Origin of the sequence: Cryobacterium sp. TMT1-66-1 (assembly GCF_004403435.1) — a bacterium.
Lineage (GTDB): Bacteria > Actinomycetota > Actinomycetes > Actinomycetales > Microbacteriaceae > Cryobacterium > Cryobacterium flavum.
Map to the genome: position 1 here is coordinate 1 of NZ_SOGP01000013.1, position 3,326 is coordinate 3,326.

The following is a 3,326-nucleotide window of genomic DNA, read 5'->3' on the forward strand; positions in this document are numbered from 1 at the left end:
AATTTTGGTCAAGGATGAGCTCGCGGCCTATCAGCTAGTTGGTGAGGTAATGGCTCACCAAGGCGACGACGGGTAGCCGGCCTGAGAGGGTGACCGGCCACACTGGGACTGAGACACGGCCCAGACTCCTACGGGAGGCAGCAGTGGGGAATATTGCACAATGGGCGCAAGCCTGATGCAGCAACGCCGCGTGAGGGACGACGGCCTTCGGGTTGTAAACCTCTTTTAGTAGGGAAGAAGCGACTGGGTTTTCCTGGGAGTGACGGTACCTGCAGAAAAAGCACCGGCTAACTACGTGCCAGCAGCCGCGGTAATACGTAGGGTGCAAGCGTTGTCCGGAATTATTGGGCGTAAAGAGCTCGTAGGCGGTTTGTCGCGTCTGCTGTGAAAACCCGAGGCTCAACCTCGGGCCTGCAGTGGGTACGGGCAGACTAGAGTGCGGTAGGGGAGATTGGAATTCCTGGTGTAGCGGTGGAATGCGCAGATATCAGGAGGAACACCAATGGCGAAGGCAGATCTCTGGGCCGTAACTGACGCTGAGGAGCGAAAGCATGGGGAGCGAACAGGATTAGATACCCTGGTAGTCCATGCCGTAAACGTTGGGAACTAGATGTGGGGACCATTCCACGGTCTCCGTGTCGCAGCTAACGCATTAAGTTCCCCGCCTGGGGAGTACGGCCGCAAGGCTAAAACTCAAAGGAATTGACGGGGGCCCGCACAAGCGGCGGAGCATGCGGATTAATTCGATGCAACGCGAAGAACCTTACCAAGGCTTGACATATACCGGTAACGCCTGGAAACAGGTGCCCCGCAAGGTCGGTATACAGGTGGTGCATGGTTGTCGTCAGCTCGTGTCGTGAGATGTTGGGTTAAGTCCCGCAACGAGCGCAACCCTCGTCCTATGTTGCCAGCACGTAATGGTGGGAACTCATGGGATACTGCCGGGGTCAACTCGGAGGAAGGTGGGGATGACGTCAAATCATCATGCCCCTTATGTCTTGGGCTTCACGCATGCTACAATGGCCGGTACAAAGGGCTGCGATACCGCAAGGTGGAGCGAATCCCAAAAAGCCGGTCTCAGTTCGGATTGAGGTCTGCAACTCGACCTCATGAAGTCGGAGTCGCTAGTAATCGCAGATCAGCAACGCTGCGGTGAATACGTTCCCGGGCCTTGTACACACCGCCCGTCAAGTCATGAAAGTCGGTAACACCCGAAGCCAGTGGCCGAACCCGTAAGGGACGGAGCTGTCGAAGGTGGGATCGGTGATTAGGACTAAGTCGTAACAAGGTAGCCGTACCGGAAGGTGCGGCTGGATCACCTCCTTTCTAAGGAGCACGTGCCGTCCCGTCTGTATACAGCGGAATATGGCGGCCAGTCATACGGAAGCGAATGTCTTCCGATGGCGCTCATGGGTGGAACATTGACATTGATGTAAGAACGGCTTCTCGCCGCACGGTACGCCTCCTCGGAGGTTGGAAATGCGACGGGTTGAGAGACTTGCATAGGCACGCTGTTGGGTCCTGAGGGACCGGAACAATCTGGGACGCATAGTTCTGGGTTGATCTGTTTCTTCTGGACTTTTTCTCGTTGGCATCACGTGCCGGCGGGAAGGGTACCGCCCGTACTTTGAGAACTACACAGTGGACGCGAGCATCTTAAATTTGCCGCAGTGATCTTCGGATGCTGCGGTCAATTACAAAGATCTATGCACTCTTTATTGAGTGCTGTGATCATTGGTCAATTTCGGTCGCGAATTTATTCGCGGCACTTAATCGATTCAAACTCATGTGATTTCAAATTTTTAAGAGCAAACGGTGAATGCCTTGGCATGTAGAGCCGAAGAAGGACGTAGTAATCTGCGATAAGCCTCGGGGAGTTGATAAACGAACTGTGATCCGAGGATGTCCGAATGGGGAAACCCCGCCAGGCCCGTGAGGTGACCTGGTGACTCCCGCCTGAATATATAGGGCGGGTAGAGGGAACGTGGGGAAGTGAAACATCTCAGTACCCACAGGAAGAGAAAACAATAGTGATTCCGTTAGTAGTGGCGAGCGAACCCGGATGAGGCTAAACCGATCATGTGTGATAGCCGGTAGGCGTTGCATGGTCGGGGTTGCGGGACTTTTCTGCCTATTCTACCGAATGGTAAGGGTTAGAACGTTGTATAGACGAACAGGATTGAAAGCCTGGTCATAGAGGGTGCGAACCCCGTAGTCGAAATGCAGCAATCGCCCGAGAAGTATCCCAAGTAGCACGGGGCCCGAGAAATCCCGTGTGAATCCGTCAGGACCACCTGATAAGCCTAAATACTCCTACATGACCGATAGTGAACAAGTACCGTGAGGGAAAGGTGAAAAGTACCCCGGGAGGGGAGTGAAATAGTACCTGAAACCGTTTGCTTACAAACCGTTGGAGCCAGCTTTGTTCTGGTGACAGCGTGCCTTTTGAAGAATGAGCCTGCGAGTTAGTGATATGTGGCGAGCTTAACCCGAGAGGGGAATGCGTAGCGAAAGCGAGTCTGAATAGGGCGATTCAGTCGCATGTCCTAGACCCGAAGCGAAGTGATCTATCCATGGCCAGGTTGAAGCGACGGTAAGACGTCGTGGAGGACCGAACCCACTTCAGTTGAAAATGGAGGGGATGAGCTGTGGATAGGGGTGAAAGGCCAATCAAACTTCGTGATAGCTGGTTCTCTCCGAAATGCATTTAGGTGCAGCGTTGCGTGTTTCTTGCCGGAGGTAGAGCTACTGGATGGCCGATGGGGCCCAAAAGCTTACTGACGTCAGCCAAACTCCGAATGCCGGTAAGTGAGAGCGCAGCAGTGAGACGGTGGGGGATAAGCTTCATCGTCGAGAGGGAAACAACCCAGACCACCAACTAAGGTCCCAAAGCGCGTGCTAAGTGGGAAAGGATGTGGAGTTGCACAGACAACCAGGAGGTTGGCTTAGAAGCAGCCACCCTTGAAAGAGTGCGTAATAGCTCACTGGTCAAGTGATTCCGCGCCGACAATGTAACGGGGCTCAAGCACGCCACCGAAGTTGTGGCATTGATATTTTTGGTTAGCTAACACCCTTGTGGTGTTGGTTCAGCCGTGTTGATGGGTAGGAGAGCGTCGTGTGGCCAGCGAAGCGGCGGTGTAAACCAGCCGTGGAGGCCACACGAGTGAGAATGCAGGCATGAGTAGCGAAAGACGGGTGAGAAACCCGTCCTCCGAAAGATCAAGGGTTCCAGGGCCAGGCTAATCCGCCCTGGGTAAGTCGGGACCTAAGGCGAGGCCGACAGGCGTAGTCGATGGACAACGGGTTGATATTCCCGTACTGACGAA

General features: G+C 54.3%; 2 rRNA genes. Both read left to right on the forward strand.

The annotated features are described in order from the left end of the window. A 16S ribosomal RNA gene (locus E3T29_RS10600) occupies positions 1-1,326 on the forward strand; the annotation flags it as partial. Positions 1,327-1,792: 466 nt separating this feature from the next. After that, positions 1,793-3,326 (forward strand): 23S ribosomal RNA (locus tag E3T29_RS10605); the annotation flags it as partial.